Source organism: Pseudidiomarina salilacus (assembly GCF_047323925.1).
In the GTDB taxonomy this organism is placed as follows: Bacteria; Pseudomonadota; Gammaproteobacteria; order Enterobacterales; family Alteromonadaceae; genus Pseudidiomarina; species Pseudidiomarina salilacus.
On sequence record NZ_CP178751.1, the window covers coordinates 586,653 to 612,507 of the forward strand.

Here is a 25,855-nt window from a genome sequence, read left to right on the forward strand (position 1 = left end):
CTTATGTTTCGTTGGTTTGAAAACCGCTTAAACCCATTTCCACCGCCGACCTACGATCAACCGCCAAAAGGCTTGGTTGCCTTTTGTTTGTACTTTAGTCGCGGTGCCTGGCCCTATATTTTCATGGCAGGTTTGCTGATGATGGCGATTGCCATCACAGAAGTCTGGTTGTTCAGTTTTATCGGTAGCATCGTTGACTGGTTAAGCGAGCAATCGCGCGAAACTTTTATGGCTGAGCAAGGGCCCTGGCTCATCGGCATGGCGGCAGTCGTGTTGTTAGGTTTACCAACGCTGGTGATTCTGCATTCATTAATCACTTATCAATCATTGCTGGGTAATTACCCAATGCGCATCCGTTGGTTGGTGCACAATTATTTGCTGCAGCAGTCGATGGCGTTTTACCAAGATGAATTTGCCGGTCGTATTGCGACTAAGGTCATGCAAACCGCCTTGGCGGTCCGTGAGAGTGTGATCAAACTGTTCGACGTGCTCAACTACGTAGCGGTTTACTTCATCGGTACCGTAGTGATTGTCGCCAGCGCTGATTGGCGCTTAGCCCTGCCGCTATTAGCTTGGCTGGGTTGTTACATCATTTTGTTACGCTATTTTGTGCCCCGTCTCGGAAAAGTAGCAGCGGCCCAAGCGGACGCGCGATCGGTCATGACCGGCCGCATTGTCGACAGTTACACCAACATCCAAACAGTGAAGCTGTTCTCACATGCGCAACGCGAAAGTGCCTTTGCTCGCGAAGGTATGGAGCAATTTTTGGCTACCGTACATACTCAAATGCGCTTGGTAACAAAGCTTTATACCTGTCTTTATTTACTGAATTCTTTACTCTTGTTTGGCATTGCCGCGCTCGCTATTTGGTTGTGGCTTGGTGAGCTTATCAGTGTCGGTGCTATAGCGGTGGCGCTCTCGTTGGTACTGCGCTTGTGGGGGATGAGCCAATGGATTATGTGGGAAGTTTCCGCGTTGTTTGAAAACATTGGTACGGTCCAAGACGGCATCAAATCTATTGCGGTACCCCAAGTAATTCAAGACAAACCTGATGCCAAGCCACTGGTCGTGCACCAGGGGGGTGTCACTTTCAGCAATGTTGATTTTCACTACAGCAACGATAAACCCATTTTAAGCGATTTGAATTTGCACATCGCGCCGGGCGAAAAGATTGGTCTCGTCGGTCGTTCGGGGGCAGGTAAATCAACCCTAGTCAACGTACTCTTGCGCTTTTACGAGCTCAATCAGGGCAGTATTCAAATTGACGGGCAAAACATTGCTGAGGTCACGCAAGACAGCCTGCGTGCCAATATCGGTATGGTCACGCAGGATACCTCGTTGCTGCATCGCTCGGTCCGCGGCAACATCGCCTACGGTCGCCCAGATGCCACCGAAGCGATGATTGAACAAGCGGCAGCGCGCGCTGAGGCCACCGAATTTATTGCCGAACTCGAAGATAATCATGGTCGCCGTGGTCTCGATGCACACGTTGGTGAGCGTGGCGTGAAACTGTCTGGTGGCCAACGGCAACGTATCGCCATTGCGCGGGTGATGCTCAAAGACGCACCTATATTGATCCTTGATGAAGCGACATCGGCGCTCGATTCTGAAGTTGAAGCTGCAATTCAAGAGAACCTCTATCGCTTAATGGAAGGTAAAACCGTGATTGCCATCGCCCATCGGTTGTCGACCATCGCGGCTATGGACCGTTTGGTAGTTATGGATGAGGGACGTATTGTTGAGCAGGGTACGCATGCCGAGTTGCTCGAACAGGGTGGGCTGTACGCACAATTATGGGCACGACAGTCGGGTGGTTTCATTGCGGAATAAATGCTGGTCGAATCAAAAATGGAATAAACTCTAGCACTGCTTCGTCTTATTGAAGAACGTACCACTTAACAGGGCACTGGATTCATGCAAACACTGCAGCAGCAACGCTATCAGCTTTTACAACCGCACTTACGCGGGGCGCAGCTGTTGGCACAGCAATTGTTGCAATGCCAAAGTTCGGCAGAGGATTGTTTGCACGATGCCTTAATCAGTGCGATCACAACGACTGGGTTTCCTGAAACCGCTAAAGTGAAGGCCTGGTTTTTACAAGTGGTGCGCTTTCGTAGTCTCGATCTGTTACGCCAACGCAAAAAGTTAACGACGTTAGATTCCATCAGCACGCTTGAAGAAGTGGTCAGTACTCCGTTACCTGCTGAATCTAACGCGCTTCAAGCGCTGTCGTTGTTACCCTTTGCCCAGCGTGATGTGCTAGTACTACGTGAACTCAATGACTGCAGTTATGCCGAGATTGCGACTATTATGCAGATCCCACAAGGTACCGTGATGTCGCGCTTAGCGCGTGCTCGCGAAGCTTTGCGACTGCAGTTGCAACAACTTGAGCGAGGAGACAAAGCGAATGACTAAAGCAACCCGCGAGTGCGCTCTGTACGAGCCTTTATTGAGTGGTGCTCTTGATGACGAGCTGACCCAGCAACAACAGCAATTGTTGCAACACCATTTGCAGCGCTGTGAGTATTGCAGCGCCAAATTAGCTCAACTCGAACAACAAAGTGCGGCGCTTCGTGCTGCGCGACAAGCCATGCCAGAACCCACCACTATGCCACACTTTCAAACGACCAACACACCAGTGTGGCAATGGCTTGGTTGGCTCTTAATGTTGATCGGTCTGTTAGTGATTGGCGGTTGGGCCGCATATCAGTATGTACAAGATGCCAGCCTGCCGATTTGGCTCAAACTAGCCGTTGGCGCAGTTTATTTGGGCTTAGCCGTGCTCTTTATCGGCGTGGCATGGCAGCGTAAACAACAAGCAAAAACCGATCGCTATAAAAAGGTGCAATTATGAAAACAATTCCAGTAGTGACAACCGAAACTTTGGCGGGTTACCGCATCACTGAACATGTCGGCATCGTCCGTGGCAATACGATTCGCGCACGCCACATTGGCCGCGATATCCTCGCTGGATTGAAGAACATCGTCGGCGGTGAGATTAACGACTACACTAAACTAATGGCAGAAAGTCGCGAACAAGTGCTTGATCGAATGGTTGATGAAGCGCGTGCATTGCAAGCCGACGCCATTGTCAGTGTGCGTTTTACCACATCGATGTTGGCGCAAGGTGCCGCTGAATTATTGGTTTTTGGTACGGCAGTGAAGTTGGAAAAAATTGACTAAACTGTTGCATTGTATTTTGTGCGCTGCTGCTATTAAATAGAGGATTGATTTGCCTTTATTTCATTTACCTTTAGATCAGGGTGGGAGTGAGCCACTATGCGCAAATTGCTCATTTTAGCGATTTTTGCAGCAGCGCTTTATCATTATTATTATGGCTTTGGGTCGCACTTATTGCCCGATATCGACTTAGCGGAAGTCAGCGGCAACTTGAAAAAACAAGCGACACAAAAAGCCGATCCAACAACCTTGCGGATTGAATGCCCAAGCGGTTACTACGTTGCGGTATCCGATGACATGCAAACCGCGACGTGTCAGCGTCGCATGTCATTTGACTAAGTACTAGGACGCTTCTTTGAGTTTATCTCGCTTTGAACACTTCTGGCTTGCAGAACTGCAACGCCAACACGACCAGCATGATTTTGCGCGACAACAACAGCTGTTTCATCGCCAGGAATATACCGATGCTGCACCGCAGCAGGAGCTTTTGCGTCGCGCCGAACGTGTTGCGGAACGCCGCGGTACGGTACGCCAATTACAGCGCTGGCAAAATGTACGGCGTCTGCTAACGGTATTGTTTGGCTTTATCGCGGTGTTGCTAGGCGCGGGAGCTGTGCAAACACTACTGCAACAACCACCGCCGATTTCACTATTATTTGCGGTCGCTATTCTGGTATTGCCTAACCTATTGCTGCTATTGCTGTGGTTGTTGCTTGCTACACATTCAGCAAAACCACGTGGCATTAGCCATATTGCCATGAGTCTCAATAGTTGGTTGGTCAAAGATACCGCTGCGCAACAGCTGAGTGATGCATGGTTACGTTTGGTACAACAGCAGCGCTTGTTGGTGCCGTTGACTGGTGCTGTTTCGCATGGCTTCTGGTTATTGATCGGTGCTTCGAGTTGGCTCACCTTGTTGCTGTACTTGAGCTTTAACAATTACCAATTTCATTGGGCGACCACCATTCTTAACGAACCTCAGTTGTTAATGTTGGCGCAGCTCATCAACTATTTGCCAGAACTGTTGCTTGGGGTGCAATTACCGCCGATTGAGGCACAGGATGAGCCTTATTTTGCAAATCTAGCCGGGCGTTGGTTATCAATCTGTGTGTTGTTTTACGCAGTATTGCCGCGGTTGCTAGCCGTGGTACTGTGCTTGCTGCTATTCGCTTTGCGGGTGCGACGCATGCAGCTTGATATGCAGGCAGCGGGGCATATTCATGTGGTGCAAGAGCTGCAACAAACACGCAGTGAGCACGCGCCACGAGTGGTCGATGCCGATAGTGGTGACACGGCCGAGCATCTCAGGTTTCAATACGCGCAGCAAGGTAGCGGTGAGCTATCAGCAAGTTTAGACTTTGAAACAGCGCAAGCGCAGGCCGCGAGCACCTTGACGAACTACTTTGGGGTACTTGCAAGCTACGCTGATAAGCAACGTTGGCTAAGCGACTTACAACAACAGCCGCGAGCGCTGGTGACACTGCGCATTGATTGTCGCAGCACGCCTGATCGCGGCAGCATGCGCTTGTTAAGTCAGACTGCGCAATACACCGAAAAATTGATAGTGCAACTGGTTGATAGTCCTGCCGCTACTTACCTAAATCAGTGGCAACAACTACTCGATCAGTATGGAGTCGCTTATGTCCGCGTCGACTAGTTCATTGCGCATTGCTGTGGTTGGGCATACCAATGCTGGCAAGACGTCACTGTTGCGAACCCTGTTGCAGCAACGTGACTTTGGTGCGGTTGAACAAACCCCAAGCACCACGCGCGACGTGCTTGAACAAGGCGTCTGGCTCGAACAACAGCAGGTGATGAGCTTTTACGATACGCCAGGGTTGGAGTCGGGGGAAGAGCTGTACGCTTTACTTGAAAACTACCGGCAACAACATCGCCACGATGGCCCTGCGCAGGTCGAGCAGTTTTTACAAAGTACTGAGGCACAAGGCTACTTCAATCAAGAAGCAAAAGTGCTACGACAACTATTACAGTCAGATGCTGCCTTCTATGTGATTGATAGTAGGGAGCCTGTGTTGCAAAAATTTCAAGATGAATTGCATGTACTGTCACGATGCGGCAAGCCCTTGCTGCCCGTGTTAAACTTCACCGCGAGTCCTCACAGCCGTCAACAAGAGTGGCAACAGGCCCTTGCTAAGGTCAATCTACATGCTGTTGTCGCTTTTGACACAGTGTCGCCTCCAGAAGGGGGTGAACAGCAATTATTCACCAGTTTAGCAACCGTATTGCCGTCAGCCCAGCAACCTTTGCAAAAGTTACTTGCCCAGCGCCAGCAACAACGTCAGCAGCGTTACGAGCAGAGCCTGCATGCCATTGCGCAATTGCTTATTGATGTCAGCAAGTTACAGCTGCGCATACCAGCAAGTGTCGACGAGTCGACGCTGAATCAGCACGTCAGTGAGCTACGCCACCGCATCAGAACGCGCGAGCAACAGACTGTGCAGGAGTTATTGACCCGTTTTGCCTTTCTAACAAGTGATGCGGAGCTTGCTGCCATCGATGTCGAGCAAGGCGAATGGCGCGAGGATCTGTTCGCCGACGCCACCTTAAAGGCTTGGGGCAAAGATGCCGGGTTTGGTGTAGGTGCCGGTGCGGCTGCTGGGGCCGGCATCGACTTATTAGTCGGTGGCATGAGCTTAGGCGCTGCGACAGCACTCGGCGCTGCAGCTGGTGGTTTGTACCAAAGTTGGCGTTATTTTGGCGATAAGATCAAGCAGAAAATGACTGGCGAGCGCGTGTTACAAATCGATAGCGTGACGTTGGTGACATTGGTCGGCCGACAACTTTTGTTGTTGCAGCAGTTAAGCAAACGTGGGCATGCCGCAACCGAGGCATTGCGTATTGACGCCCAAGCCATTCAACAACAACGGTTGTCGCGCAGTGAAGCGAAAGAACTCGAACAAATGCTGGCACCGCTACGCGAGCGTTTGCCGGATATCAATGAGAGTAAATTAGCAACTGAGCTGGTGCAGTGGCTTGGCAGTGTGAGCCGAACCTAGCAACTTAAGAAGAGAATTGGTCGGCGTGACTGGATTTGAACCAGCGACCCCTGACACCCCATGACAGTGCGCTACCAAGCTGCGCCACACGCCGACCGAGACCGGCTATATTACGGTTTTTTCGCAATTACTCAAGCCTTGCAACAGCGAAAACGCAGCAACTGCTGCTTTATTGCACAGTCTGCGCATTAAAGCGTTGCAAATGCTTCAAGCCATCGACCAAAACTGGGGTTGCTGGCGAAAACGACGGCTGTGGTTGCAAGGTGCTGTTATCGAATGAGCGCATCGCACCGTTCGCGTTGATGACCGTTGTTGTGGATGCATCGTATACCACCAGCTCGCGACCAAAACTGGTCAATACCGGGAACCGGCGCTCGCCAGCATCGAATAGATTCTTACCCGTCGCAAAGGCTTTTACGCCGTCGCTGCAGTTAATGTATTGCGTCACCAAACTGGGCATTATATCGGTAAGTAAAATGACGTCTTGCTCGGCAAACTGCAGATTGCTGGTGCTGAACGCGGGTACGGTCATTTCACTCATTGCAAAGGCCTCAATGCTATTACCAATCGCATGATTCGGCGTAAGTGCCGTGACGAATACCTGTTCACCAGCGGCTATTGCTTGTTGTAACGACGCAATAAGCTCTGGCTCAATGGTGGAGCTGAGCTTAATGTCGATACGCACGCGATAGCTACCGCGTGGCGCTGCATGTAAAAACTCTGGCACGGCGAATGCTGCGTGGTCACCTCGGACATTGAGTGCTACTTGGTAATCGTTCAGTTGTTGCCAAAACGCTGGCGGCTGCTGCTGCTCTAACACCGGACCCGCATAAATATCAGCTAAACCGTAGAACAGCTCGAACCAACCCGCTTGGGTGTTAGTTTGCCCTAGTACCGGTGTGGCCAGCGGTTGCAATTCTGGTAGGGCTGCCAGCAACTGCTGTTGTTGTGCGGGTGTTAGGTGATTGAATAACACCACGTGGCTATTCACCGCATTAGTTTCACGCGCGCACATCAAAGGGCGCTGCGGATATTTCAGCTCAATCGAAGCGGTCTCGCGTAACAGGCGATCGGTCGCCTGCAGGCGTTCCTCTACCAACCAACCATGCTTGCTCATCAGTGTGCGCGCTGTGGTGGGGTAGGACAACGGAAATAAGTCATCCTGTTTGGTAATGGGGTCATAAAACACGGCATCCGCCCAAATATGTACGCTATGACTGGTGAGAAAACACAGTACAAACACGGCACTAAAAGCGGCGCCCCAATGGCGTTGTTTGAGACGGTCAAGACGCTTCCAGGCAATATTAGCGAGCACTAGTTCGAATACCAATAGCACTACAAACACTAGTAACATACCCAATAACAAGACAAAGCTTGCGCCAGCAAAGGCTGACTCAGCATCGACTGCGAGCTGCGATAAGGAATAGGTGTTTAGGTGATAGCCGTACTGGCGAAAGAACAAGGCATCGGCGACCAACGCAATCAAGCCAAACGACGCAACCAGCGTAGCGATACCACGCAGAAAGCGGGTGTAGGGGATCAGCAGACAAAACGGAAAGATCAGAATAATAAAGACAATAAAAGGCAAGAAGGCAAAGTGCCCCAGCCAACTCATGATCATGTAGACCCCGGCTAAAACTGTCGACGGGGTATCCGCAGCTTCGATATACAGCGTACCGATAGCAAGCGCGAGCAGAATATTAAAAAAGGTGAACCAATGTCCCCAACTAATAAGTCGTGCAATTTTATCGCGCCGCTGTCTGCGTTGTCTCATGTGCAACCTAAATTAAGCTGATTTAGAAATAGATTGTAGCAGTACTTTGCCAAATTGTTCAGCCACTTGCTGAGCTTTTGCCGGTGGATAATGAGATTCAAGGACATGCGTGACAGCATTACCTAGCGTCATGAGTGCGAGATCGACCGGTACTTGGTCTTGCTGCAGCGGTTCTAGTACCGCATCAAGCAATTGTTGTTGGTGGGTCACGTCATATTTTGACACGATAGGCATCGAATTATTTCCTCACATGTTAGAATGGCGCAATCTTAACACAGGGATTGCAGAAGGGCAGTAGTTGACCATGCATGCAGAAGTACAACACAGCATCATTCATCAGTTTTACACTAACGATGGCCAAATTGGCCTGCGCGTAGCACCAGCAACACTGGCGATTAATGACGAAGTCAGCTTGTTGTTGGAAGAGCTCACCCAAGTCTACCAAGCGAAGCCAAGTAAAGGATACGCGCGCTTTTTGCGCGCCGAAGACGAACATGAAGTGAGCGTTGAGAGTAACTTTCCAGAGCTGCTGACCCAATGGCATCAACAGCAACTAGAGTTTGTCGACTTCTCGCAGCAAAGCGCTAAGTTGCTGCATCAGCAGTTGCAACACTATGGCATTCTCGAAGCTGGCTTTTTGTTGCTTGCCAGTTACCGCGAGCGCGGTCAAGACTATCTAGTGGTTGCCTTCTTGCCCAGTCAAGACGGTGTCACTATTGCTGCTGATTTGAGTGTTGATCGCTCATCACAACTGGCAATTAGCAAAGTGCAGTTGGCAGCATCAGTGAATTTGACTGAATGGCAAGAAGAGCCTGAATCAAATAGCTATATTTCGTTTATTAAGGGTCGCGCAGGGCGCAAAGTGTCTGATTTCTTCCTTGACTTTCTTGGTTGCGCGGAAGGTTTAAATGCCAAAAAGCAGTCGCAGCAATTAGTAGAAAGCGTGCACAAATACGCGCAAGAAGAGCAGCTACCTGCCGATGAAGCGCGGCAGTTACGTAAATCAGTGTATGAGATTTGCGATCAACAGTGGCAACAAGGCGAACCGGTTCGGGTGAAAGACCTATCGGAACAGCTGCGAGAGAGTTTACCGCGCGAACGGAGTTTTGCTGACTTTAACCAGCAGCAAGCCGAGCATGCTTTGGTTGATGAATTTCCTACCGATCGTAGCACGCTAAAAAAGCTAGTGAAGTTCCAAGGGCAAGGTGGGGGCTTGAGTGTTGCGTTTGAACAAGACTTACTGGGAAGTAGGGTCGAGTACGATCCACAGACCGACAAGCTCACTATTCAGGGCACACCACCGAATCTTCGTGACCAACTGCGCCGTTATTTTGGTATCGATAGCTAAGGGTTCCGGCAGTGAAGCCAAATAAAAACGCCAGCAGTAGCGCTGGCGTTTTTCGTTGATGTTGCCGGTCTTATTTTTGCACTGGCGTAATGTTCGTCGCGTGAAGACCTTTTGGACCTTCTTCGAGTTCAAACTCGACGTCTTGGCCCGCTTTCAGCGTTCGATAACCTTCCATTTCAATGGTTGAATAATGCGCGAAGATATCTCCTTCACGGTCCTCTGCTTCAATGAATCCAAAACCTTTTGAGTTGTTGAACCATTTCACTTTACCGGTTGCCATACTTCTACTTCCTTTATTCTGCATTTACTATTTAGTTATTGTTAGAATGACGTCAGCCGCTATTGAAAACGGTATATGTTAACGCCATGTTTTACTCTAGGTGAGATCTACACGGTGTCAAGGCAAAATTTGATTATTTAATAAGCGAAAACGCAGAAAAAGCAAAATTTAAGTGAGCGGTTTTAAGGTTTTCTAGCTATATATAAAGAAAGGGCAGTTATGAGTCAGATGGATCAACAACAAAACGGCGTCGTTCACGATCCGCAGAAGGATAAGCAAAAGTTACAGCCGCCGCCGATGTATAAGGTCATCCTGAACAACGATGATTACACACCGATGGATTTTGTGGTCGAGATTCTCATCAAGTTCTTTCGAATGGATCAAGAGCGGGCAACCGATACCATGTTGACCATTCATTATAAAGGCCAAGCAGTTTGCGGGGTCTACTCTGCCGAGATTGCAGAAACCAAAGTAGTACAAGTGAACCAGTACGCACGTGAGCATCAACATCCGCTGTTGTGCACCATGGAAAAAGCGTAGGGTGTCGGTTCGATTGAGGAGTGCGTTATGCTGAACAAAGCTTTAGAAATTACCTTGAACGATGCGTTTCGGATTGCCCGAGACCGTCGGCATGAACTCATGACAGTAGAGCATCTACTGTTGGCACTTCTCGACAACCCAGAGGCGGCAAAAGCATTGCGCGCCTGTGGACTAGAATTTACCAAGCTCAAACAAGAGCTACTCGCCTACATCGACCGTAGCACGCCAAGTTTCGACAACGAAACCGCCGAAAGTGAAACTCAGCCAACGCTAGGCTTCCAACGTGTGTTGCAGCGCGCGGTGTTTCATGTGCAATCCTCGGGTAACAGCGAGGTAACAGGCGCAAATGTGCTGGTGGCCATCTTTAGCGAACAAGAGTCGCATGCAGTTTACCTGCTGAACAAACACGATATTACTCGGTTAGATGTGGTGCACTTCTTGTCGCATGGTTTAACCAAAGTTGATGACCCTGTGGTGCGCCCAGAAAGCGATGATAACGAGCAGCAAGAGGCCGCAAGTGAAGAGCAACAAAGCTATCTCAAGCGTTTTTGTACTAACTTAAATGCTCGCGCTCGCGAAGGCTTTATCGACCCACTCATTGGTCGTGACAGTGAACTAGAGCGTTGCATTCAGGTGCTCTGTCGTCGGCGCAAAAACAACCCGCTGTTGGTTGGCGAAGCTGGCGTAGGCAAAACTGCTATTGCCGAAGGGCTTGCTTATCGTATCGTCCAGGGTGAAGTGCCTGAAGTGATGGCGGACGCTACCATTTATTCGCTCGATATGGGTGGCTTACTTGCCGGAACTAAGTATCGTGGCGATTTCGAAAAGCGCTTTAAGCAGTTATTAAAAGAAGTCAAAGGGCAGCCGCACGCTATTTTGTTTATTGACGAAATCCATACAATTGTGGGTGCCGGCGCTGCTAGCGGTGGTGTACTGGATGCCTCAAACCTGCTCAAGCCACTCCTTAGTAGTGGTGAATTGAAGTGTATTGGTTCAACGACTTACAGCGAGTTCAAAAACATCTTTGAAAAAGACCGCGCATTAGTGCGGCGCTTCCAAAAGATCGATGTGAACGAGCCGTCGGTGGACGATACCACGAAAATTTTGTTGGGCCTGAAAGAGCGTTACGAAGAACACCACGGTATTCGTTATACGCAAAATGCAATTCGTGCCGCAGCTGAATTATCGGCACGCTATATCAATGAACGGCATTTGCCTGATAAAGCCATCGACGTACTTGATGAAGCCGGTGCTAGCCAGCGTCTGCTCGCGCCGTCGAAGCGGAAAAAGACGATTGGGGTAGGCGATATTGAGCAAATCATTGCCAAGATTGCACGTATTCCTGAACAAAGCGTATCGCGTTCCGATCAGCAGTTATTGAAGCAACTCGATCGCAACCTTAAGTTGGTTGTGTTTGGGCAAGATCAAGCAATTGATCAGCTCACCGCCGCGATTCGTTTGTCACGTTCAGGTTTAGGTGCCGAGCAAAAACCTATTGGCTCGTTCTTATTTGCGGGTCCTACTGGCGTTGGTAAAACTGAAATCACCCAGCAACTGGCAAAAGCCCTAGGCATCGAGTTTTTACGTTTTGATATGTCGGAATACATGGAGCGCCATGCGGTAAGTCGTTTGATTGGTGCACCGCCAGGGTACGTCGGTTTTGACCAAGGCGGTTTATTAACCGAGGGCGTGATTAAACATCCACACTGCGTGGTATTGCTCGACGAAATCGAAAAAGCGCACAGTGATATTTACAACATTCTGCTGCAAGTAATGGACCACGGTACGCTCACCGACAATAACGGCCGTAAAGCTGATTTCCGTAACGTGATTTTGGTGATGACCACCAATGCCGGTGTGCAAGAAACCGTGCGGCAGTCGATTGGCTTTAAGCAGCAAGACCATGCTCCAGACGCCATGCAAGAAATCAACAAGGTATTCAGCCCTGAATTTCGTAACCGGCTTGACGGTATTGTCTGGTTTAATCACTTAAATCCGGCGGTCATTGCACAAGTGGTCGACAAGTTCGTCACCGAATTACAGGCGCAACTGGATCGCAAGCAAGTTGCGTTGGAGCTCGATGAAGCTGTGTATCAATGGCTCGCCGAAAAGGGCTACGACAAAGCCATGGGCGCACGGCCGATGGCGCGAGTGATCCAGGAACACCTGAAAAAGCCGCTGGCGAACGAGATTCTCTTTGGCAAACTCATCAATGGCGGCGAAGTGCGCGTGCATCTTGCCGATAATGAATTGCAGTTTGAAGTGTTAGAGCGTGAGGCCCGTGGTTCAACCACGGGCTAACGGCGTGCGCGAAGTTAAACTTAACGAGCGCGGAAGACGATACGGCCTTTCGTGAGGTCGTACGGAGTAAGCTGTACAGTCACAGTGTCACCGGTCAGGATGCGGATATAGTGCTTACGCATCTTTCCTGAGATGTGTGCGGTGACCACGTGGCCATTTTCCAATTCAACACGAAACATGGTGTTCGGTAAGGTATCGAGCACCGTGCCTTGCATTTCAATGCTGTCTTCTTTTGCCATTCAATTCCTCAATTCTTTGGTTAATCGCCGCTAAAATTAGTTAGGCTCCTAAAAAGTGGTCAGAATTCTAGCTGTTTTTAGCTTAAATTGCCACTTCAAATGTGGGGTAATTCGCGACAACGCCAAAATTCAGTAGCGATTTGTGCGTTTGTGCGCTGGTCCTCACGTAACAAATGCAAAAATTGCGCGCGTTGAATTTCTTGCATGCCGAGACTTTCCAGATGTGGGTTAGGAACTTGTGCATCTAACAGTTGCCCACCGGCGTCAAAGAAGGCTTCAGCGAAACTCAATAAAGCTAGTTTGGAAGCATTGGTTACCCGGTGGAACATACTTTCACCACAAAACATGCGGTTTTGTGCCACGCCATACATACCGCCAACCAAATAGTCACCTTGCCAAACTTCTACTGAATGGGCATGGCCGCTTTGGTGCAAATCACAATAGGCTTGTTGCATGTCCGCAGTAATCCAGGTGGCATCGCGTTCGCCGTGGAGTGTCGCACAAGCTTGGATTACGGCGGCAAAATCTCTATTAAGGGTGACGCGCAAATGAGTGTTACGCCGAAAACGCTGCATCGAACGGCTGCAATGTAGGCTCGCCGGGGTGAAAACGGCACGCGGGTCAGGACTCCACCAAAGTGGCGGATCTTGCTCGGTAAACCATGGAAAAATGCCATTGCGATAGGCATTCAGCAGGCGTTCGGGGTGCAAATCACCGCCGACCGCCAGTAGTCCATTCGGTTCACGCAAGGCGAATTCTGCTCGAGGAAAGCGATAATCCTTGTCGCTTAGGCGAATCAGCACCTGCGTGATATCCAGTTAGGCTTTGGTTAAAGCGTCCAAATAACGTTCGGCATCGAGTGCCGCCATGCAGCCGGTGCCAGCTGAAGTGATGGCTTGGCGATAGACGTGATCCATAACATCACCTGCGGCAAATACCCCAGGAACGCTGGTTGCCGTAGCATTACCGTTAAGACCCGATTGCACCACAATATAGCCGTCTTGCATCTCGAGTTGACCGTCGAAAATTCCAGTATTTGGCTGATGACCAATGGCAATGAAACAACCCATGACTTCGAGCTCAGACAAACTGCCATCGTTGGTGTCTTTGATGCGCACACCGGTCACTCCAGAATCGTCGCCAAGCACTTCATCAAGAGTTTTATTCAAGTGCAGGGTTACGTTGCCGTTGGCTGCTTTGTCCATGAGGCGGTCGACGAGAATCTTTTCAGCGCGGAAAGTATCGCGACGATGAATGACATGGACTTCGCTGGCGATATTTGCCAAATACAGCGCTTCTTCAACAGCGGTATTACCACCACCGACAACGCATACTTTCTGGCTGCGATAGAAGAAACCATCACAGGTTGCACAGGCTGAGACACCTTTACCCATGAACGCTTCTTCTGAGTCTAAGCCTAAATATTTGGCTGAAGCGCCGGTAGAAATGATCACTGCGTCAGCGGTGAACTCTTGGCTGTCGCCGAACAAACGAAAGGGCCGCGCACTAAAGTCGACCTTGTTGATGTGGTCGAAGACGATTTCAGTGTTGAATTTCTCGGCGTGCTGCTGCATCCGCACCATTAAGTCAGGACCAGTTAAGCCTTCGGCATCACCAGGCCAGTTTTCCACATCTGTCGTGGTGGTAAGCTGGCCGCCTTGTTGCATACCGGTCACTAGCACTGGATTGAGGTTTGCGCGTGCAGCATAAACCGCCGCAGTATAGCCAGCAGGGCCTGAACCGAGGATCAAAAGTCGGCAGTGTTTGGCTTCAGCCATAGTCGATGTACTCCGTTATTTCTTATGATTTGTGATCTGTTATTTACATTGGGATTGATTGTATGGATTACAACGGTCACAAACAAGAGACCCGCAACAAAGTGCGGGTCTCAAAACTGTAAAGCTAATTGTGTAACCTGAACTTAGCTACGAATCGCTTCGATTGGCTCTTGATAATCCAAGCCTAATTTTTCGCCCAAGTCATCATGCACAGCTTTGTAAGTGATCTTACCTTTGTGCATGTTCAAACCGTTGCGCAGGTGTTCATTATTTTCCATTGCTTTCAGCCCCTTGTTAGCTAGCTCAAGGCCGAATGGCAAGGTCGCATTGTTCAGTGCAATAGTAGAGGTACGCGCAACACCACCTGGCATATTCGCAACACAGTAATGCACGATATCTTCAACTACATAAGTTGGATCTTGGTGGGTGGTTGCTTTCGAAGACTCGAAACAGCCGCCTTGGTCAATTGCCACATCCACTACAACAGAACCTGGCTTCATGTTTTTCAAATGTTCACGGGTCAACAATTTCGGTGCTGCGGCACCAGGGATCAACACCGCACCGATTACCAAGTCTGCCTCACGCGAAAACTTATCAACCGCATCGACGGTCGAGTAGATGGTCTTGACGCGACCACCGAAAATATCATCCAACTGGCGTAGACGCGGCAATGAACGGTCAAGAATAGTGACATCCGCACCCATACCAACTGCCATTTTCGCAGCTTGAGTACCGACTACACCACCACCAATCACCAACACCTTGCCTGGTTCTACGCCTGGTACGCCACCAAGCAGAACGCCGCTGCCGCCATTCGCTTTCTCAAGGTTGTGTGCGCCGGCTTGAATCGACATACGACCCGCGACTTCGCTCATTGGCGCCAACAATGGTAAACCACCGTTGCGGTCAGTTACGGTTTCATAAGCAATGGCGCTCACACCAGACTTTGCTAACAATTCAGTTTGGGTTGGATCCGGTGCCAAGTGCAAATAGGTGTACAAAATCTGGCCTTCACGCAACTGCATACATTCGTTGGGTTGAGGCTCTTTCACCTTGATGATCATGTCAGCTTTGGCAAAGATTTCCGCAGGGTCAGCAACAATAGTTGCGCCGGCAAGTTCATAATCTTCGTTGGTGAAACCAATCGCCAGACCGCCGTTATTTTCGACCAATACGTTATGGCCATGTGCAACGTATTCGCGCACTGCAGCAGGGGTAAGACCGATTCGGTATTCGTGGTTTTTAATCTCTTTTGGTACACCAATTAGCATGGCTTAGTTCCCGTTTAGTTTGTCAGTTCAACAAAGAATAATTCGGCGGTGATTATAGGCGATAATGCAGGTTGGTTTCGTACTTTTTTTATGGCTATTTAGCGTATATACTGACCTTAAATGGCAGCTTTATAGTGAAAAACAATGTTTATTCCAGAAGATCCCGTAAAAATCACTATTGACAGAATAGACCGAAAGATTCTAAGAATTTTGCAAGATGAAGGCCGTACCAGCAACGTGGCTCTTGCACGGCGGGTAGGGCTTAGCGCGACGGCTTGCAACGAGCGGGTCAGGAAGCTTGAGCAAGAAGGTGTGATCGAAAGTTATCATGCGCGTCTGAACCCTACCAAACTGGGTGCTAACCTCATGGTATTTGTGGAGATAACCTTGACGCGCACCTCGTCAGACTCGTTTCAGGAATTCAGTGAGGCGGTTCAAAAAACGCCGGAAATTCTAGAGTGTCATTTGGTCGCTGGTGACTTTGATTTTTTAATCAAAGCGCGAGTGCCAGATATGCCGTCTTATCGCAAGTTACTTGGTGAAACCTTGTTAATGATGCCAGGTGTGAACGAATCTCGCACTTACGTGGTCATGGAAGAGGTGAAGAACGACAACAAAGTGCTGATAAAAGGTTAGCAAAGAGCTCGTAAAACAGCTGAATATAAGCGTTGAACAAGCTACACTAGTGACATTATAAGAATAACGTACGCGAACAGGGAATCTGCAATTATGAGTGGTGCGCAACGAATTTTAGAAGTAGGGCTGATCCTCTGTGGGGCCTTTGCTATCTTTCTGTTTCTTGCGTTGGTCAGCTTCAACCCGGCCGACCCAAGCTGGTCGCAAACGGGCTATGAAGGCGCGATTGAAAATGCCGCCGGTGCCATTGGCGCTTGGTTTGCTGACGCCTTACTGTTCGCATTTGGCTTTGTTGCCTACGCAATCCCTTTTGGTTTAGCGGGTCTTGGCTATGTGATGTTCAAACAACCACATCGTCTACTCGAGCTGGATTATCTCGCACTGGGCTTGCGTTTGATTGGCCTTATTCTGACCTTGGTTGGCGCCTCAGCGCTGGCTTCGTTGAACTTTTCTGAAATTTATTCTTTTTCCGCCGGTGGTGTTGTTGGCGATGTCATTAGTGGTTCCTTGCTACCTTATTTTAATTTGATTGGCACCACCTTACTGCTGCTGACCTTTCTGTGCACCGGGTTGACGCTTATTACTGGTATTTCGTGGGTGTGGTTAGCGGACAAATTAGGTGAATGGACGATTCGTGGCACTCAATGGCTTTATCATTATGCGAAAGACCTTGTGGTAGGCTGGAAACAACCACGCAGCACAGATGAAAACACCGAGTCAGCCAGTGAGCGACGCCGCAAACGGCGTAAATTGAAGGCGTTGCCGGCATTAAACGATGGCGAGCGGACCGAGCCTGATTTCGACTTAGACCTTACCATTAAGACTGACGAAGAGCCTGAGCCCGATTTAGGTATCTTCGCAGCGGTAGAGCAGAAGTCCGTTAAAGTTGCTAAGCAAGAGCAGGTCCCAGCCGCAAAAGTAAAAGCTGCCGCAGATGCTGAGGCAGAAGAACAACAAGATGATGACGATGACGCGCTCAAAGCACCGTTGGATCCATTGCCTTCAATCGCGCTTCTTGATAAACCGCGAAAAACCGGTAATCCGTTGACCCCAGAAGAGTTGCAGCAAATCAGTCAGACCGTTGAGGCGGTGTTGCAAGATTTTGGCGTCGAAGTCAAAGTTGCCAACGTGCAACCTGGCCCGGTTATCACCCGTTTTGAGTTGGATCTCGCACCGGGTGTGAAAGTATCGAAAATTTCGAACTTAGACAAAGACATTGCGCGTTCATTGTCAGCGATTTCCGTGCGTGTAGTGGAAGTCATTCCAGGTAAATCCTACGTAGGTCTTGAGCTTCCGAATAAGAGTCGTGAAACCGTGTTCTTTAGTGAGGTTGTCAATTGTGATGCCTTCCAGCAGAGCCCATCACCGCTCACCATGGTGCTAGGTAAGGGGATTTCTGGGCAGCCGGTCATCGTCGACCTTGCCAAAATGCCGCACTTATTGGTTGCGGGTACCACAGGTTCAGGTAAATCGGTGGGCGTTAACGTGATGATCTTAAGCATGCTTTATAAGAGCACGCCAGAAGAAGTGCGGATGATCATGATTGACCCGAAAATGCTTGAACTATCGGTGTACGAAGGCATCCCGCATTTGCTCACGGAAGTCGTTACCGATATGAAAGACGCGGCAAATGCATTGCGTTGGTGTGTTGGCGAAATGGAGCGTCGTTACAAGCTCATGTCGGCGCTAGGTGTGCGTAACCTCAAAGGGTATAACGCCAAAGTTGAAGATGCCCGTAATGCTGGCGAGCCGCTACGCGACCCCTTGTGGAAGCCTGGCGATTCGATGGATGAAATGCCGCCACTACTTGAAACCTTGCCGAGTATCGTAGTCGTCATCGATGAATTTGCTGACATGATGATGATCGTCGGCAAAAAAGTAGAAGAGCTCATTGCTCGTATTGCGCAAAAGGCTCGTGCTGCCGGTATTCATCTGATTTTGGCGACACAGCGCCCATCAGTAGATGTGATCACCGGTTTGATTAAAGCCAATATTCCGACGCGGATTGCCTTCCAAGTACAATCCAAGATTGATTCACGCACCATTCTCGACCAGCCGGGTGCCGACCAGCTATTAGGGCAGGGTGACATGCTGTACTTACCACCTGGGAGCGGTGTGCCGACTCGGGTGCATGGAGCCTTTGTTGACGACCATGAAGTGCATGCGGTGGTCAAAGACTGGAAGCAACGTGGCAAACCGAATTATTTAGAAGAAATTCTTAAAGGCGACCCAAGTGAAGACACTTTATTGCCTGGCGAAACCCTTGACAGCGACGATGCTGAGAGCGATCCGCTCTACGACGAAGCTGTTGCCTTTGTCACCGAAACTCAACGCGTTTCGGTATCGAGTGTGCAACGTAAATTCAGAATTGGTTACAATCGCGCCGCGCGCATTGTTGAACAAATGGAAATGAGTGGTGTCGTTAGTAGTGCGGCAAGTAATGGTCAACGTGACGTGCTTGCGCCGCGCCCACCTCGTGATTGAGGGATAGTGATTAAGGGATAATTATGAAACTCACAACCGCATTTTCGGTGAGTGCCAGTTTAGCGTTATTAGTCGTGGCACCGCTACAAGCAAACGAACAAGATAGCAATGCCTCTGCAGCGAAAACCGAGTTGCGCCAAATTTTTGATGAGCTGAGCACCTTGCAAGCCGACTTTACCCAACAAGTTGTGGATGCTAACGGTGAACTCGTACAAGAGCTGAAAGGACATTTAGCGATGGCAACGCCCAACCAGTTTTTCTGGCAAAGTAATGCACCAGATGAACTCGTGCTGGTGGCTGATGGTCGCACTGTGTATTACTACGACCCCTTTGTCGACCAAGTGACGCTCAGCGATCAAACCACAGCCTCTGCGCAAAGTCCGTTCTTACTGTTGCTCGATGCGCAGGCATCCGCTTGGGCCGATTACAAAGTCAGCAAAACCGAACTTAGCTATCAGCTGGAGCCCACCGCAGCAAACGCCGATCAACAAGCACTGCAAATCAATTTTGTCGCGACGGACAAGCAAGACGAGATCGTACTTGATAGTCTGCTATTGGACGACGGTCAAGGTCAGGTAACCCACATCGATCTCACCAACGTGCAGGTGGACAAAGCGGTTCCCTACAGTTTGTTCAGTTTTGAAATTCCAGCAACTGCGGTGGTTGACGATCAACGTGCCGAGCAGAACTAACAGGAGACAGCGGTGAATCAAAGTTTCGATTTCGCTGCTGACTTTCGGCCGCTGGCCGCTCGCATGCGGCCTCGCAAGCTCGATGAATATGTAGGTCAAGAGCATCTGCTGGCCGCTGGTAAACCTTTGTATGAAGCCATAGCTGCGGGACAATTGCACTCGATGATTCTGTGGGGGCCGCCCGGTACGGGAAAAACTACTCTTGCAGAAATTATTGCGCAATCAGGCGCGGCGGAATTAGAACGCGTCAGCGCGGTCACTTCAGGCGTAAAAGAGATTCGCGCCGCCATTATTCAAGCGCAACTGAATCAACAGCAGGGGCGTCGCACTTTGTTATTCGTTGACGAAGTGCACCGATTCAATAAAAGCCAACAAGATGCCTTTTTACCGCATATTGAAGATGGCACCATTATTTTTATTGGTGCCACTACGGAAAATCCAGCGTTTGAACTCAACGGTGCGCTGTTATCGCGAGCACGGGTGTATCGCTTGCGCTCGCTCGACGACAGCGTCATTCGCGGGCTTGTGTTAAGTGCGCTGGCAGATTGCGAGCGTGGACTCGGCGAACGGCAACTGCAACTTGCCGATGACGCCCTTGACTACCTAGTGTATGCCGCTGCAGGCGATGCACGCCGAGCGCTTAACTATTTAGAGATTACCAGTGATAGCGTCGCCGATGGTCAACTTATTGAACGCGCTACCGTGGTCGATGCGATTGGGGGTAAACAGGCGGGCTTTGATAAGCAGGGGGATGTCTACTTTGATCTCCTTTCTGCACTGCATAAATCGGTGCGCGGTTCGTCGGTTGATGGCGCCTTATATTGGTATGCACGAATTTTACAGGGCGGTGGAGACCCTTTAATTGCTGCGCGCCGCTTGCTCGCTATTGCCTCGGAGGATATTGGCAATGCCGATCCGCGCGCGTTACAGCTGGCGTTAAACGCCTGGGACACCTTTCATCGGGTCGGGCCAGCAGAGGGTGAACGCGCTATCGCGCAAGCCTTGGTGTATTGTGCGTTAGCACCGAAAAGTAACGCGGTGTACACCGCCTTTAAAGCGGCGCAGCGTTTGGCCGCTGAATTTCCTGATTTGGCCGTACCGCACCACCTGCGCAATGCGCCGACAAAAATACATAAACAAGAAGGCTTTGGCGAAGATTATCGTTATGCCCATGATCACCCCAATGCCTTCGTCGCCGGTGAACGCTATTTGCCGAGTGCTATTGCCAAGCAAAGCTTGTATCAAGCAAGCGAGCGCGGGCTTGAGCGCCAACTAGCAGAAAAGCAACGCTGGCTAGCACAACAGAACAGCGACAGCGAGTGGCAGCGTGACGATGATAACTAATTTGTTTTGGGTTGCCTTAGGTGGTGCACTAGGAGCTTTAGGACGCTACGGCGTGGCCTTGGCGAGTATTGGAATTTGGGGCAAGTCATTCCCTTTCGGCACACTTATCGTTAACATAGTGGGCTCATTTTTACTGGCATTACTCTTTATCGGTCAACAACAAGGCTCAGTCAACGAAGCTCGGTGGTTGTTCTTCGGTGTGGGGGTGCTTGGTGCTTTTACTACCTTCTCAACTTTCTCGTTAGAAGTGGTATTGCTGCTGCAAAGTGGCGAATTCACCAAGGCATTGTTATTTGCCAGTTTAAACTTTTTCGTCTGTCTCGCTGCGGTGCTGTTGGCATTGTGGCTTAAAACTTATTTTTGATGTGGAATTAGCATGTTAGACGCCAAGTTATTTCGTAGTGAACTCGCGGACACAGCGGCACGGTTGCAGCAAACCCGCGGCTTTAAATTAGATGTCGCCAAGCTGGAAGCACTAGAGGAACGCCGCAAAGCGTTGCAGGTGCAAACGGAAAACCTACAAGCTGAGCGTAATTCACGATCGAAAGCCATTGGTAAAGCGAAAGCCCAGGGTGAAGATATTCAACCCCTGTTGGCCGCAGTTGATGATTTAGGTGCGCAGCTAGAGCAAGCAAAAGCTGATTTGCACGATGTGCAGAATGAATTACAAAGCATCATTGAAGGTGTGCCGAATTTACCGGTAAGCGAAGTACCACTGGGCGCTGACGAAAATGACAACCTAGAAATCAGTCGCTGGGGACAACCACACGAATTTGCATTTGAAGCCAAAGATCATGTTGATGTTGCAGCAGGCTTAGCTCAAGGCATGGACTTTGAACGTGGCGCAAAACTTGCTGGGGCGAGATTTGTAGTATTACAGGGTGCCATTGCACAGTTACATCGAGCATTGGCGCAGTTCATGCTGAACTTGCATGTTAATGAGCACGGTTACACCGAAGCTTATGTGCCTTACTTGGTCAACCACGACACACTCTATGGCACTGGCCAATTACCGAAATTCGGTGAAGACCTATTCCACGTGCAAGGTGCGACCGAAAAACAAGTTCCTTTGTCGTTGATTCCGACAGCAGAAGTGCCGTTGACCAATTTGTGGCGCGACGACATTGCCGATGAAGATCAGTTACCACTGCAATATGCCGCGCATACGCCGTGTTTCCGCAGTGAGGCTGGGTCGCATGGTCGCGATACTCGCGGCCTGATCCGCCAACACCAGTTCGATAAAGTTGAATTAGTTTGGTTGGTGAAGCCTGAAGATTCGATGGCGGTGCTTGAACAGCTGACTGGGCATGCGGAACGTGTGCTGCAATTACTAGAGTTGCCTTATCGTAAAGTTCTATTGTGCACGGGGGACATGGGCTTTGGTTCATGCAAAACCTACGACTTAGAGGTTTGGTTGCCAACGCAAAATACCTATCGTGAAATCAGTTCTTGTTCGAATATGGGTGACTTCCAAGCACGGCGCATGCAAGCACGCTTCCGTCGCAAGGGGGCGAAAAAGCCAGAGCTCATGCACACCCTTAATGGTTCTGGATTGGCAGTTGGCCGCACCTTGGTGGCGATTCTAGAGAATTATCAACAAGCGGATGGCTCACTGAAGATTCCAACCGTATTGCAGCCTTATATGGGTGGTAAAAGCGAAATTAAAGCGAGTTAAATGCACTTTGCTGGCTTTGGCAGGCCAGCAATGCGTGTCGCTTGTTTTGCCGGACCTTTGGGGAATAGCCGATAGAGATATCGGCTATTTGCTTTTTCCGGCCCTAAACGTTGTCCTATCGCCTTCACGAGTACGCGCATCGCTGGGCTGGTATCAAACTCTTGGTAGAAATCCCGCACAAAGTTAACGACCTCCCAATGGGCGGGCGTCATTTCAATATTTTCTAGTCCAGCAATATACTCAGCAAGCTCCGGCGTCCACTCAGCAAAATTAGCCAAGTACTCATGCTTGTCAGTCGCATATTGCTTACCATTAAAATCGAACATATGAAAAACGCTTAACCAAGATTGAGAACAGGCTGCGATTGTAACGTCAAATCTAGCCAAGCGGAATCGCTGAGTTGCAATAAGAACGCAGGTACAGCTTGGTCAGGGTTGTCATTAGTCAGGTTGCTTACTTCAGCTTGTAAAGCATAGACAGGCACCGACACCGTATCGAACAGTACTGGCGTGGCGAGCCATTGTGCAAGTGCTTGCTCGGTCAGTAACAATACCGTGTTGGGCTGCGCTAACCAACTTGTCAGAAGTTTTTGTTGTTGCGCTGGCAACGGCCAACAACGCAAGCAAATGAGCGCATTAGGAGCGTTTGAGTGCATCGTTAAAACCTCAACACTTTGCTGCTTTCGGCAAGTAATTCATTGACTTCAGTGGCACTCTTAACGACCACATCCATCACTAAATCGTTGACGGTGAGTCCCATTTCTGCGAGGTCTTCGGCAAACACCCAAGGCTCTGGCGCATCAAATAAAGCCAGCAAACCATAGCGTTTCTGCAATGATTTGCCGTGCCGTTCCTGGTCATTTCCAGTGCGAATTTGCAATAGGGCATCGCCTTGCAGTATCAATTGTGGATTCAGTTCCAAGGTCGCAAGGGCGAGCAGCATATCCTGCCCGTGAAAACTATCGGCGACCTGAGGAGCAAAGGTTTGAATCAGGTAAATCTGCATCAGAATTGCACCAAGCGTTCACACTGCGCGACTGCGCTACTGAACTCGGTGAGGCCACCTAAGGAGTAATCAGGGTGCAGCTGCTCTGCCGTTAAATCGAAGTCTTGTTCAACGACTGTACTGCAAACAACGAGGGGGAGACTGTGCTGCTGCGCAAAGCTGAGCCAAGCTGCAGCATTTGGATGTAATTGGGATTCAGCATCGAGCTGCGCGTGCAGAATACCCGCTTGATAGAAAAAGATTTGTCGAATGCGTTGCCCAGAAATGAGCGCAGCCTGCGCATAATTCAATGCTAACAGGCTGCGTGGATGGTCAGGTGCAACGTGCACCGATAACACCAAATCAGTCACAACTTACTCGTCGCCACCAAAGGCCATAAGTAAGTTCAGCAAGCTGACAAAAATGTTGTAGATAGAAACGTAGAGGGTAACTGTGGCTAGCACATAGTTACGCTCACCACCATGAATAATGGCACTGGTCTGCATCAGGATCGCTCCTGCAGAGAACAAGATAAACAAGCCTGACAGGGCGAGACCAAGAACCGGCATGTTAAGGAATAAGTTCGCAACGAACAAAGCGATGAGCACAAAGAAACCAGCCATCATCATGCCACCCATGAAAGACATATCTTTCTTGGTGGTCAGCACATAAGCTGACAGCGCAAAGAAGATCAATGCCGTACCACCGAGTGCGGTCATAATAATTTCGGTACCTTGTGGACCGATAGCACTAATCATGCCAAGGATAGGCCCTAAGGTGTAACCCATGAAACCGGTCAACGCGAACACAGACACGAGGCCCATGGCGCTGTTCGCAGTTTTATGAACTAAGAACAATAAGCCGTAAAAGCCCACGAGAGTGATGATCAGGCCAGGATGTGGTAACCCCATACTTGCCGCCAAGAATGCAGTGAACGCACTAAAAGCAAGGGTTAGTCCAAGTAACATGTAAGTGTTACGCAAGACTTTGTTGGTCTGTAATGCCGACTCACCGCGCTGGGTGGTCGAAACGTGAACTTGATTGTTCATTTGTTTCTCCGATTGATAATAATCAGCCTCAGTTTACCCCAGAAATGGGGGGCACACGCAATCCTTTCAAGCTATTTTTGTGTCCATTTGTATAAAATGACAGCAAACGCGCCGAAAGATTCAAATTTTTACTTTACAAGCCGATTCAGGCTCTTTATCATTCGCTTCGTCTTGAGGCACACAGCCCAGACAGCGGAGAGATGGCAGAGTCCGGTTGAATGCACCTGACTTGAAATCAGGCGTGGGTTCACACCCACCGGGGGTTCGAATCCCTCTCTCTCCGCCACATTCCGAGAAGCCCGCTAGCAACCCTAGCGGGCTTTTTTTATGCCTTTATGATCTGGTCCTACCTGTTTATACTACGTTCACTTTGCTGAATAAGATTAAACAATGAGGTCTCCATGGAAGCATTCGATCAGATCCTGCAACGTATTACGCCAGAAGCAACACAAACCGTGCAATTACCCGAAGGTTGGGGGCAAGGCCGCGCGCTGTTTGGCGGCTTAACCGCGGCTATTGCATGGCGTCATGGACAAGCAGGGGCTGCAGCTGATCAACAACTGCGGGCGATGACAGTTTCGTTTGTTGCACCAGTGCTTGCTGGTGAAGCACAGTTGCAACGACGCATCCTCCGTCAGGGCAAGAACGTGACGCAAATAGCGGTCGAGATTCAACAAGCGAGTGAAGTTGTCCTTGCAGCACTGCTTACTTATGGCAGCGCGCGCGATTCAAAAGTACGTGTTACTGACACACCAGAGCCGACGAGTGTTGCTCCAGATAGTGGTCAGCCGTTTCCGCCAACTAAGTTTTTACCGGAATTTGCACGAGCATTCGACTACAGCGTAACGGTTGGGGGCTTGCCGTTTAGCGGTAACAAGAGTCGAGAATTTGGTGGCTTCATGCGCTTCCGTGATTTGAGCCAACCGATCGATATTGGCACATTTCTTGGTCTGGTCGACGCTTGGCCACCCGCCGTGTTGCCCCATTTAACTGAATTAGCTCCGGCTAGTTCGCTGACGTGGACGATCGAGTTTCCAAGCCATTTGCCGCAGCAATTAACCAATGAGTGGTGGCACTATGTGGCGACGATTGATTACGCTGCTGATGGTTACGGGCACACACATGCACATATCTGGGACCGAAAAGGGCAGCTGGTTGCGATTAGTCGCCAGACTGTTACGGTGTTTGCTTAACCCATTTTGAACCTAATTTAAGTCATTTGAAAAACCAACTCAGTCAGATGATTTTATTTTTGTAAGACAT

Annotated in this window: 29 protein-coding genes and 2 tRNA genes; 18 read left to right on the forward strand and 13 right to left on the reverse strand. The window is 49.7% G+C overall.

What is annotated here, in order from left to right:
* The first annotated feature begins 3 nt into the window (after positions 1-3).
* From ACJ8W9_RS02765 to ACJ8W9_RS02795, 7 genes are all read left to right on the forward strand, one after another.
* Entirely contained in the window at positions 4-1,830 is a 1,827-nt protein-coding gene (locus ACJ8W9_RS02765; protein WP_411358379.1) for an ABC transporter ATP-binding protein, read from the forward strand.
* Positions 1,831-1,914: 84 nt separating this feature from the next.
* The gene (locus ACJ8W9_RS02770) at positions 1,915-2,415 is read left to right on the forward strand and encodes an RNA polymerase sigma factor (protein ID WP_411358380.1); all 501 of its coding nucleotides are present in this window, start codon (positions 1,915-1,917) and stop codon (positions 2,413-2,415) included.
* On the forward strand, positions 2,408-2,854 hold the full coding sequence (locus ACJ8W9_RS02775; protein WP_411358381.1) for a zf-HC2 domain-containing protein: 447 nt from the start codon (positions 2,408-2,410) through the stop codon (positions 2,852-2,854). The genes ACJ8W9_RS02770 and ACJ8W9_RS02775 overlap by 8 nt, the downstream gene beginning before the upstream one ends.
* Complete coding sequence (locus tag ACJ8W9_RS02780; protein WP_411360302.1) at positions 2,851-3,183, forward strand: YbjQ family protein; 333 nt, start codon at positions 2,851-2,853, stop codon at positions 3,181-3,183. Before ACJ8W9_RS02775 ends, ACJ8W9_RS02780 begins: the two co-directional genes overlap by 4 nt.
* A 96-nt stretch (positions 3,184-3,279) precedes the next feature.
* The gene (locus tag ACJ8W9_RS02785; protein ID WP_411358383.1) at positions 3,280-3,519 is read left to right on the forward strand and encodes a hypothetical protein; all 240 of its coding nucleotides are present in this window, start codon (positions 3,280-3,282) and stop codon (positions 3,517-3,519) included.
* Between the two features lie 16 nt (positions 3,520-3,535).
* Entirely contained in the window at positions 3,536-4,837 is a 1,302-nt protein-coding gene (locus ACJ8W9_RS02790) for a DUF2868 domain-containing protein (RefSeq protein ID WP_411358384.1), read from the forward strand.
* The gene (locus ACJ8W9_RS02795) at positions 4,821-6,197 is read left to right on the forward strand and encodes a GTPase/DUF3482 domain-containing protein (protein ID WP_411360304.1); all 1,377 of its coding nucleotides are present in this window, start codon (positions 4,821-4,823) and stop codon (positions 6,195-6,197) included. The genes ACJ8W9_RS02790 and ACJ8W9_RS02795 overlap by 17 nt, the downstream gene beginning before the upstream one ends.
* Positions 6,198-6,214: 17 nt before the next feature.
* On the opposite strand, the gene ACJ8W9_RS02800 is transcribed toward ACJ8W9_RS02795, so the two are convergent.
* The 3 genes from ACJ8W9_RS02800 to ACJ8W9_RS02810 form a co-directional block, all read right to left on the reverse strand.
* Positions 6,215-6,291: transfer RNA gene (locus tag ACJ8W9_RS02800), tRNA-Pro, on the reverse strand.
* Between the two features lie 75 nt (positions 6,292-6,366).
* On the reverse strand, positions 6,367-7,971 hold the full coding sequence (locus ACJ8W9_RS02805) for a DUF3413 domain-containing protein (protein WP_411360306.1): 1,605 nt from the start codon (positions 7,969-7,971) through the stop codon (positions 6,367-6,369).
* Positions 7,972-7,983: 12 nt separating this feature from the next.
* Positions 7,984-8,205, reverse strand: a complete 222-nt coding sequence (locus ACJ8W9_RS02810; protein WP_411358387.1) for a DUF1414 domain-containing protein — start codon at positions 8,203-8,205, stop codon at positions 7,984-7,986.
* Between the two features lie 70 nt (positions 8,206-8,275).
* Between ACJ8W9_RS02810 and yejK the strand changes: the two genes are divergently transcribed.
* Positions 8,276-9,319, forward strand: a complete 1,044-nt coding sequence (gene yejK, locus ACJ8W9_RS02815) for a nucleoid-associated protein YejK (protein ID WP_411358388.1) — start codon at positions 8,276-8,278, stop codon at positions 9,317-9,319.
* A 70-nt stretch (positions 9,320-9,389) separates the two neighbouring features.
* Here yejK and cspD read toward each other — a convergent pair whose 3' ends face one another.
* Positions 9,390-9,599, reverse strand: a complete 210-nt coding sequence (gene cspD / locus ACJ8W9_RS02820; protein WP_034729518.1) for a cold shock domain-containing protein CspD — start codon at positions 9,597-9,599, stop codon at positions 9,390-9,392.
* Positions 9,600-9,818: 219 nt separating this feature from the next.
* Between cspD and clpS the strand changes: the two genes are divergently transcribed.
* A complete protein-coding gene (gene clpS / locus ACJ8W9_RS02825; protein ID WP_081909704.1) occupies positions 9,819-10,139 on the forward strand; it encodes an ATP-dependent Clp protease adapter ClpS in 321 nt (106 codons plus the stop codon).
* A 27-nt stretch (positions 10,140-10,166) separates the two neighbouring features.
* A complete protein-coding gene (clpA, locus tag ACJ8W9_RS02830; RefSeq protein WP_411360309.1) occupies positions 10,167-12,440 on the forward strand; it encodes an ATP-dependent Clp protease ATP-binding subunit ClpA in 2,274 nt (757 codons plus the stop codon).
* Between the two features lie 20 nt (positions 12,441-12,460).
* Here clpA and infA read toward each other — a convergent pair whose 3' ends face one another.
* The 4 genes from infA to ald form a co-directional block, all read right to left on the reverse strand.
* Entirely contained in the window at positions 12,461-12,679 is a 219-nt protein-coding gene (infA, locus tag ACJ8W9_RS02835) for a translation initiation factor IF-1 (protein ID WP_008489926.1), read from the reverse strand.
* Positions 12,680-12,774: 95 nt separating this feature from the next.
* Positions 12,775-13,482, reverse strand: coding sequence for a leucyl/phenylalanyl-tRNA--protein transferase (aat, locus tag ACJ8W9_RS02840; RefSeq protein WP_411358390.1), 708 nt, complete (start codon positions 13,480-13,482; stop codon positions 12,775-12,777).
* Between the two features lie 15 nt (positions 13,483-13,497).
* The gene (trxB, locus tag ACJ8W9_RS02845; protein WP_411358391.1) at positions 13,498-14,457 is read right to left on the reverse strand and encodes a thioredoxin-disulfide reductase; all 960 of its coding nucleotides are present in this window, start codon (positions 14,455-14,457) and stop codon (positions 13,498-13,500) included.
* Positions 14,458-14,600: 143 nt separating this feature from the next.
* Positions 14,601-15,728 (reverse strand): alanine dehydrogenase, encoded by a 1,128-nt coding sequence (ald, locus tag ACJ8W9_RS02850; protein ID WP_411358392.1) that lies wholly within the window; start codon positions 15,726-15,728, stop codon positions 14,601-14,603.
* A gap of 144 nt (positions 15,729-15,872) precedes the next feature.
* On the opposite strand from ald, the gene lrp reads away from it, so the two are divergent.
* The 6 genes from lrp (at position 15,873) to serS (ending at position 22,559) form a co-directional block, all read left to right on the forward strand.
* Positions 15,873-16,364, forward strand: a complete 492-nt coding sequence (lrp, locus tag ACJ8W9_RS02855; RefSeq protein ID WP_411360312.1) for a leucine-responsive transcriptional regulator Lrp — start codon at positions 15,873-15,875, stop codon at positions 16,362-16,364.
* A gap of 93 nt (positions 16,365-16,457) precedes the next feature.
* Complete coding sequence (locus ACJ8W9_RS02860; RefSeq protein WP_411360314.1) at positions 16,458-18,848, forward strand: DNA translocase FtsK; 2,391 nt, start codon at positions 16,458-16,460, stop codon at positions 18,846-18,848.
* A 23-nt stretch (positions 18,849-18,871) separates the two neighbouring features.
* Positions 18,872-19,540 carry an outer membrane lipoprotein chaperone LolA gene (gene lolA / locus ACJ8W9_RS02865; RefSeq protein ID WP_411360316.1) on the forward strand — a complete coding sequence of 223 codons (669 nt, stop codon included), beginning with the start codon at positions 18,872-18,874 and terminating at the stop codon, positions 19,538-19,540.
* Between the two features lie 63 nt (positions 19,541-19,603).
* Positions 19,604-20,884 (forward strand): replication-associated recombination protein A, encoded by a 1,281-nt coding sequence (locus ACJ8W9_RS02870; RefSeq protein WP_411359280.1) that lies wholly within the window; start codon positions 19,604-19,606, stop codon positions 20,882-20,884.
* Positions 20,874-21,248 (forward strand): fluoride efflux transporter CrcB, encoded by a 375-nt coding sequence (gene crcB, locus ACJ8W9_RS02875; RefSeq protein WP_411359281.1) that lies wholly within the window; start codon positions 20,874-20,876, stop codon positions 21,246-21,248. The genes ACJ8W9_RS02870 and crcB overlap by 11 nt, the downstream gene beginning before the upstream one ends.
* Positions 21,249-21,260: 12 nt before the next feature.
* Positions 21,261-22,559, forward strand: coding sequence for a serine--tRNA ligase (serS, locus tag ACJ8W9_RS02880; protein ID WP_411360318.1), 1,299 nt, complete (start codon positions 21,261-21,263; stop codon positions 22,557-22,559).
* Here the strand turns inward: serS and ACJ8W9_RS02885 are convergent.
* Genes ACJ8W9_RS02885 through ACJ8W9_RS02905 form a run of 5 tightly spaced genes read right to left on the reverse strand, consistent with a single transcriptional unit; the run spans position 22,556 to position 24,592 of the window.
* A complete protein-coding gene (locus ACJ8W9_RS02885; RefSeq protein ID WP_411358397.1) occupies positions 22,556-22,885 on the reverse strand; it encodes a TusE/DsrC/DsvC family sulfur relay protein in 330 nt (109 codons plus the stop codon). The genes serS and ACJ8W9_RS02885 overlap by 4 nt on opposite strands.
* Positions 22,886-22,896: 11 nt before the next feature.
* On the reverse strand, positions 22,897-23,214 hold the full coding sequence (locus ACJ8W9_RS02890; protein WP_411358398.1) for a hypothetical protein: 318 nt from the start codon (positions 23,212-23,214) through the stop codon (positions 22,897-22,899).
* A 2-nt stretch (positions 23,215-23,216) separates the two neighbouring features.
* Positions 23,217-23,564, reverse strand: coding sequence for a DsrE family protein (locus tag ACJ8W9_RS02895; RefSeq protein ID WP_411358399.1), 348 nt, complete (start codon positions 23,562-23,564; stop codon positions 23,217-23,219).
* Positions 23,564-23,914, reverse strand: coding sequence for a DsrE family protein (locus ACJ8W9_RS02900; RefSeq protein WP_411358400.1), 351 nt, complete (start codon positions 23,912-23,914; stop codon positions 23,564-23,566). The genes ACJ8W9_RS02895 and ACJ8W9_RS02900 overlap by 1 nt, the downstream gene beginning before the upstream one ends.
* A gap of 3 nt (positions 23,915-23,917) precedes the next feature.
* Positions 23,918-24,592 carry a Bax inhibitor-1/YccA family protein gene (locus tag ACJ8W9_RS02905; RefSeq protein WP_411360321.1) on the reverse strand — a complete coding sequence of 225 codons (675 nt, stop codon included), beginning with the start codon at positions 24,590-24,592 and terminating at the stop codon, positions 23,918-23,920.
* A gap of 194 nt (positions 24,593-24,786) precedes the next feature.
* On the opposite strand from ACJ8W9_RS02905, the gene ACJ8W9_RS02910 reads away from it, so the two are divergent.
* Both ACJ8W9_RS02910 and ACJ8W9_RS02915 read left to right on the forward strand, forming a co-directional pair.
* Positions 24,787-24,878 (forward strand) — tRNA-Ser (locus ACJ8W9_RS02910).
* 115 nt (positions 24,879-24,993) lie between these two features.
* A complete protein-coding gene (locus tag ACJ8W9_RS02915) occupies positions 24,994-25,785 on the forward strand; it encodes a thioesterase family protein (protein WP_411358402.1) in 792 nt (263 codons plus the stop codon).
* The last annotated feature ends 70 nt before the right edge of the window (positions 25,786-25,855 follow it).

Coding starts and splice junctions, on each gene's coding strand:
- ACJ8W9_RS02765 (WP_411358379.1), top strand. CDS start 4: ATGTTTCGTTGGTTTGAAAACCGCTTAAACCCATTTCCACCGCCGACC.
- ACJ8W9_RS02770 (WP_411358380.1), top strand. CDS start 1,915: ATGCAAACACTGCAGCAGCAACGCTATCAGCTTTTACAACCGCACTTA.
- ACJ8W9_RS02775 (WP_411358381.1), top strand. CDS start 2,408: ATGACTAAAGCAACCCGCGAGTGCGCTCTGTACGAGCCTTTATTGAGT.
- ACJ8W9_RS02780 (WP_411360302.1), top strand. CDS start 2,851: ATGAAAACAATTCCAGTAGTGACAACCGAAACTTTGGCGGGTTACCGC.
- ACJ8W9_RS02785 (WP_411358383.1), top strand. CDS start 3,280: ATGCGCAAATTGCTCATTTTAGCGATTTTTGCAGCAGCGCTTTATCAT.
- ACJ8W9_RS02795 (WP_411360304.1), top strand. CDS start 4,821: ATGTCCGCGTCGACTAGTTCATTGCGCATTGCTGTGGTTGGGCATACC.
- ACJ8W9_RS02805 (WP_411360306.1), bottom strand. CDS start 7,971: ATGAGACAACGCAGACAGCGGCGCGATAAAATTGCACGACTTATTAGT.
- ACJ8W9_RS02810 (WP_411358387.1), bottom strand. CDS start 8,205: ATGCCTATCGTGTCAAAATATGACGTGACCCACCAACAACAATTGCTT.
- yejK (WP_411358388.1), top strand. CDS start 8,276: ATGCATGCAGAAGTACAACACAGCATCATTCATCAGTTTTACACTAAC.
- cspD (WP_034729518.1), bottom strand. CDS start 9,599: ATGGCAACCGGTAAAGTGAAATGGTTCAACAACTCAAAAGGTTTTGGA.
- clpS (WP_081909704.1), top strand. CDS start 9,819: ATGAGTCAGATGGATCAACAACAAAACGGCGTCGTTCACGATCCGCAG.
- clpA (WP_411360309.1), top strand. CDS start 10,167: ATGCTGAACAAAGCTTTAGAAATTACCTTGAACGATGCGTTTCGGATT.
- infA (WP_008489926.1), bottom strand. CDS start 12,679: ATGGCAAAAGAAGACAGCATTGAAATGCAAGGCACGGTGCTCGATACC.
- trxB (WP_411358391.1), bottom strand. CDS start 14,457: ATGGCTGAAGCCAAACACTGCCGACTTTTGATCCTCGGTTCAGGCCCT.
- ald (WP_411358392.1), bottom strand. CDS start 15,728: ATGCTAATTGGTGTACCAAAAGAGATTAAAAACCACGAATACCGAATC.
- lrp (WP_411360312.1), top strand. CDS start 15,873: ATGTTTATTCCAGAAGATCCCGTAAAAATCACTATTGACAGAATAGAC.
- ACJ8W9_RS02860 (WP_411360314.1), top strand. CDS start 16,458: ATGAGTGGTGCGCAACGAATTTTAGAAGTAGGGCTGATCCTCTGTGGG.
- lolA (WP_411360316.1), top strand. CDS start 18,872: ATGAAACTCACAACCGCATTTTCGGTGAGTGCCAGTTTAGCGTTATTA.
- ACJ8W9_RS02870 (WP_411359280.1), top strand. CDS start 19,604: ATGCGGCCTCGCAAGCTCGATGAATATGTAGGTCAAGAGCATCTGCTG.
- crcB (WP_411359281.1), top strand. CDS start 20,874: ATGATAACTAATTTGTTTTGGGTTGCCTTAGGTGGTGCACTAGGAGCT.
- serS (WP_411360318.1), top strand. CDS start 21,261: ATGTTAGACGCCAAGTTATTTCGTAGTGAACTCGCGGACACAGCGGCA.
- ACJ8W9_RS02885 (WP_411358397.1), bottom strand. CDS start 22,885: ATGTTCGATTTTAATGGTAAGCAATATGCGACTGACAAGCATGAGTAC.
- ACJ8W9_RS02890 (WP_411358398.1), bottom strand. CDS start 23,214: ATGCACTCAAACGCTCCTAATGCGCTCATTTGCTTGCGTTGTTGGCCG.
- ACJ8W9_RS02895 (WP_411358399.1), bottom strand. CDS start 23,564: ATGCAGATTTACCTGATTCAAACCTTTGCTCCTCAGGTCGCCGATAGT.
- ACJ8W9_RS02905 (WP_411360321.1), bottom strand. CDS start 24,592: ATGAACAATCAAGTTCACGTTTCGACCACCCAGCGCGGTGAGTCGGCA.
- ACJ8W9_RS02915 (WP_411358402.1), top strand. CDS start 24,994: ATGGAAGCATTCGATCAGATCCTGCAACGTATTACGCCAGAAGCAACA.